Origin of the sequence: Donghicola mangrovi (assembly GCF_013377535.1) — a bacterium.
Lineage (GTDB): Bacteria > Pseudomonadota > Alphaproteobacteria > Rhodobacterales > Rhodobacteraceae > Donghicola > Donghicola mangrovi.
Map to the genome: position 1 here is coordinate 1 of NZ_JABCJE010000030.1, position 4411 is coordinate 4411.

The window sequence follows — 4411 nt, forward strand, 5'->3', positions numbered from 1 at the left end:
TGTTCTACGCATCGATATCTGGTGCTATCTGCTTGGTTTTACTGATTTATAGTGGTAAAACCGGAGATGATCTACTATACCCATTAATACTCACTATTGCTGTATCTACGTTAGCATTTTTCACTGTATTGCTTGAGGCAGTATTCACGGTTTTTTTTGTAGGTTGGTCTTTAGTGTTAGATCAATCGAGACATGTGAATTACTTAGATGCCATCACCATGGGCAACGTGAAGTCTGCTATCACACCCATAATATTCTTCATCCCTCTTGCGTCTGTTTTTGCCCTTGATGCCGCAAGGTAGACTTTGAGTTGGATGCGAAACCACCCTCACGAACATGAGGGTAATTTTCGTGTCCACATTTTCATAAACCAAGATCTGAACATTCAGACGGAACACAGACTTTTAAAGTCATGTAAGTTTTATATTACATGATGCCGCGATGAGTACACGATAATAGGCCTAGTCTGAAGGTAAAGCTCTGGGGCAGGAGGCCCGCGACCTATCGGCGGAAGAGCCGTCCGAGGAATCCGGACCTATACCCGGATAAATCCGCGACGCGCCCGATCAGCTCGGCCTGTGTTTTGGTCAGCTCCTTTGCCTGGTCTTTCCAGGCATCGCGGTCGGCCTGCGTTTCTTCCAATCTGGTCTCCAGCGCCGAGATTGAAATCTGCGCGGCCCTCAGATCGCTTTCCAATGTACTGATCTTGGCCAGAGCGTCCTGAAGCTCCGTCCGGATTTGTCCGGATTCATCCGGATTGTCAGGGGGGGCACCGGGGGTGATCACAGGGGTGGCGTCAGGGATGATGTCACGGGGGATGCCCACCCGCGCCATTCCATCATTCCCAAGCTGTTTAGGCCATTTCCTCGAAGCTGCTCGCCTCCGGACGCTATCCGGTTTGATCCGGAGCACCCGTGCCGCTTCATCGTATGTCATCCAGATAATGTCCGGATCGTCACCCATGACGTCACCCCTGACAGTTCGTGTGGGAATAGTTAAAGCTGTCAGGGGTAATTTTATCAAGCGAGCGAGTATGTTTGGCTTGGAGGAAACAAGAGTTCGAGGGCAGAACTGTTAATTTGAAACAGGATTCAGGTGCGGTTGAGTCATGCTTGCAAGGGCCTCGGATATAGCTCGCCGTTGTTCTGCGATGGTCTCGGTGTTTTCTTGCCGTCGCGCGGTTCGTCCTGTGCGAGAGCGTTCAAGCTCTTTCAGGGCTTCTATTCGCTGGTCATGGGCCTTGATTCCCCAGTTCAGCTTTACGGCATTCACGCGCCGGCCACGTTTGATCGGCTCATAAGTGCTGCTGAAGCCGGCCAGATGATTGATTTCTGCGATTGCAGGCTCGATCGCAAATCTGCGCAGGTCCGCCCACCGAGTTAGCTTATCTGGCGCAATGCCAAAGACGTCGCGCAAGTCATCGATGGTGAAGGTCTCACTGGTCTTTCGAAGGCCAGCTCTGAGACTGAGAAACAGATAGAGGCGTAGAGAGTATTTACTTTCGAACGCCAGGACGGCTTTCCGGGAGACTGCTGCCCAATGGGTGCTGTTGGCAATGACGCGGCGTAAGGTAGGCGAGAACTCAAATCGGATCTCAGCTCCAATAGCATCCTCGTCCTCGCGCTCCACATCGCAGAGGATTGGCCCACTCTTGGTATATGGTTTGCGCCCATCTTCGACCACCCGAACGCTGATGCTTGTGCTGTGCAGCTCTTCGATCGCGCTAACCAGCTCATCGCGGGATTTGTGGAAGGTCTCGTTGATAATGCTGTATGGGACGCTGTGCTGTTTGTCTTCCGTCACCTCGATGCCAGCTTCTTGGATCAGGAGGCAAAAGAGCTTTGCTGCTCGAAGGCTCAGAGAGCTTCCTTGCATGAAGCGCATGTTTACTAGCTCTCCCGCTGCCACGATCGTGTCAGGGTCAGAGAGGTTCATCCTGATGGCATCGGAGACGGTCTTCTTTTCCATATGGTGAGATTAAATGTGAGGACTCATATTATCAACTCACCTTTGGCCCGCGATTTCTCACCTTTGGCCCGCGATTTCTCACCTTTGGCCCGCGATTTCTCACCTTTGGCCCGCGATTTCTCACCTTTAATGATTTTTTTTATTTATTTTCATAATCTTATGCTGATGGAAGAAAGAAGAAGAAGAAAGAAAAAGCAGACCCTGTGGATAACGCTTGGGCATTAACCAAACTCTCATTGAGGAAAAAGCAATGGACCAAGAAGACTGCACGCAAAACAACCAATTCGCTTACGATGATTATGAGATCACAGGACCTGCGTTATCGGAGCCGCCTACCAAAGAAGAAATTCAAGCTCTCATAGGACTGATGATAGTTCTAAGCGCCCAAGGACTTTCATACGAAGCACTCTCTGGACTGCTACAGGACAAGCTGTGCCCTGAGGGATTGATTTCTTCTATTCTCTCGGAAGCAAACGTTAGCCGTTATCCTGGTGATGATGGACCTAGTTGACAGGGGTTTCGAAAGGGGTGAACGCGCCATAGGCGTTTTCACCCCTTCGCCGTATAGTCATACCGAAGTTATGGCTAGTAGGTTATAGGTTGGTGGAAGAAGACCAGAATTCGAACCCGAAATCCGCATCCGTGCGCATCGGATCAATGACCGCTCAGAAGATGGCTGGCCAGCTGCGCCACGATCTTCGCCGTGGCCTCCAGCCTGATTACGTCGATGCATCGAGGATCAAGCTGAACCGCGTACTCCTTGAGCCTAGCACGACTGGAGAACTTCGCAATATCTGCGAGGAACGCCGCGCCCTGCGTCAGTGTCAGCGCAAGATGAAGAGCAACGCTGCCATTGGAACGCGCGGGATCATCACCTTCGGTTCCGAAGCCGCGCAGATGTTCGAAGCCATCGGATCTTCGCAACAGGACCGTGCGTTCCGGGCGCTGACCAAGGCAATCGCCCGGCATCTGAACACCACAGTCCATGGGCTTGTCGTTCATAACGACGAAGCAACGATCCATGCGCACTTCATCCTCGCTGCCTTCAACATGAACGGCGATCCTTTATCCAAGAGCACCAGCCCCAAGGTTCTGTCCGCACTGCAAGACATTGCTTACGACGTGCTCTCTACCTTCTGTCCGGACATGGAGCGCGGCCGGCGCTACGGGGATCGTATCGCGGCCGGCGCCGACTATGCCGACACAGTCCACAAGAGCGTTAAAGAGCTGCACCGGACCCTGCCCGCTGATCTGGCCAAGAAGCGCGGCGAGCTGAAGACGCTCGAGCTGGCCGAGCAAGAGGCAGAGAAGCGCGTCCAGGAGATGCAAACCCGGGTAAGCAAGCTCCACGACAAGGCAAAGCTCTCGGACGCCGAGGTCAAACGCCTCGCGACCTACGAGAAGCGCCTCAAGGATCGCGTCCAAGCTCTGAACACGGCGCAGGCCAAGGCTGAAGCTGCCCGCGCCGAGGCCACCCGACTGGCCGAGATCGCCAAGGCCGAGCAGATCGAAGAGGAAACCAAGTCCAAAGCCGCCAAGGAAGAGGCCGAGATGCTGACGACCGCGGTCACGGCGTTGGCCGAAGAGGTCAACGGGCGCTCGATCCGCCGGACCAAGGACGGAAAGCTCACCGCAAGCCACCCCGAACGCCTCAAGCCGGCGGCCAAAGCGATCAGCCCCGCGATCCTCGCAGCCGCGGACTTGGTCGGGAAGCTGGAAACAGAAGAAGCAGAGCTAAGAGAGGAGCGCGCAAAGCTGGCCCTCCGGGAACAAGAGGTCCGCAAGCGCGAAGCTCTGATCGAGGAGCAGGTAAAGAAGAACAAGAAGGATCGAGACGATCTTCAGGCCGAGCGCGCCAAGGTCGAAACGTTGAAGAACAAGCATCTGAAAATGATCGGGCGGATGGTGACATTCTTGGGCCGCGATGACCTGACCCAAGAAGCCTGGCTCGAAGGCAAAGCCTTGGAGCAAGAAGCCCGCGAGCTATCGGCGGAAGATCCGCCCGAAGAGTTCGGACATAGACCGCTCTAAATTAGCGCTCGGAACAGATGGAACTGGACTGAATCTTAGTCAATTACTTTATCTAGTATTTCCATAAATTGCTGTCAGCATAAGTGGCAACAGCAAGAAAACCTTTAAATATCTTAACACTTATGTTGAGTGATATTATCACCATACCAATAAAAAAGTAGTATAATTTTTGCGTGTCGTACTTTTTGTTTGAGTTGGAAACTATTTTTTTAAAAAAGAGTTGTCGATCTTTTGTTTAGATGGGTTTATGAGTTGTGTGATTTTTAGGAAAGCAATGTGAACGACGCCGGAAATACAAAAATGATAAAATTAACACTTGGATCCGCTGCGACTGCTTCTTACGCATTAGCCTTCTTGATGTACTTCTTTGGACTTTCGAATGGGGTTACAGAGGAGAGCATAAATTCTGTGA

5 protein-coding genes are annotated in these 4411 nt (G+C 52.2%); 3 read left to right on the forward strand and 2 right to left on the reverse strand.

All coding sequences use genetic code 11. The annotated features are described in order from the left end of the window. A partial coding sequence (locus tag HJ536_RS21045; protein WP_228028846.1) for a hypothetical protein occupies positions 1–302 on the forward strand: 302 nt, incomplete at its 5' end. A gap of 199 nt (positions 303–501) precedes the next feature. Here HJ536_RS21045 and HJ536_RS20575 read toward each other — a convergent pair. Both HJ536_RS20575 and HJ536_RS20580 read right to left on the reverse strand, forming a co-directional pair. Continuing rightward, the gene (locus tag HJ536_RS20575) at positions 502–963 is read right to left on the reverse strand and encodes a hypothetical protein (protein WP_177159258.1); all 462 of its coding nucleotides are present in this window, start codon (positions 961–963) and stop codon (positions 502–504) included. 111 nt (positions 964–1074) lie between these two features. After that, complete coding sequence (locus tag HJ536_RS20580; protein WP_177159259.1) at positions 1075–1968, reverse strand: replication initiation protein; 894 nt, start codon at positions 1966–1968, stop codon at positions 1075–1077. Between the two features lie 250 nt (positions 1969–2218). Between HJ536_RS20580 and HJ536_RS20585 the strand changes: the two genes are divergently transcribed. Then, positions 2219–2479, forward strand: coding sequence for a hypothetical protein (locus HJ536_RS20585; protein ID WP_177159260.1), 261 nt, complete (start codon positions 2219–2221; stop codon positions 2477–2479). A gap of 131 nt (positions 2480–2610) precedes the next feature. Beyond that, entirely contained in the window at positions 2611–3999 is a 1389-nt protein-coding gene (locus HJ536_RS20590) for a plasmid recombination protein (protein WP_338082471.1), read from the forward strand. Positions 4000–4411 lie beyond the last annotated feature (412 nt).

Coding starts and splice junctions, on each gene's coding strand:
- HJ536_RS20575 (WP_177159258.1), bottom strand. CDS start 963: ATGGGTGACGATCCGGACATTATCTGGATGACATACGATGAAGCGGCA.
- HJ536_RS20580 (WP_177159259.1), bottom strand. CDS start 1,968: ATGGAAAAGAAGACCGTCTCCGATGCCATCAGGATGAACCTCTCTGAC.
- HJ536_RS20585 (WP_177159260.1), top strand. CDS start 2,219: ATGGACCAAGAAGACTGCACGCAAAACAACCAATTCGCTTACGATGAT.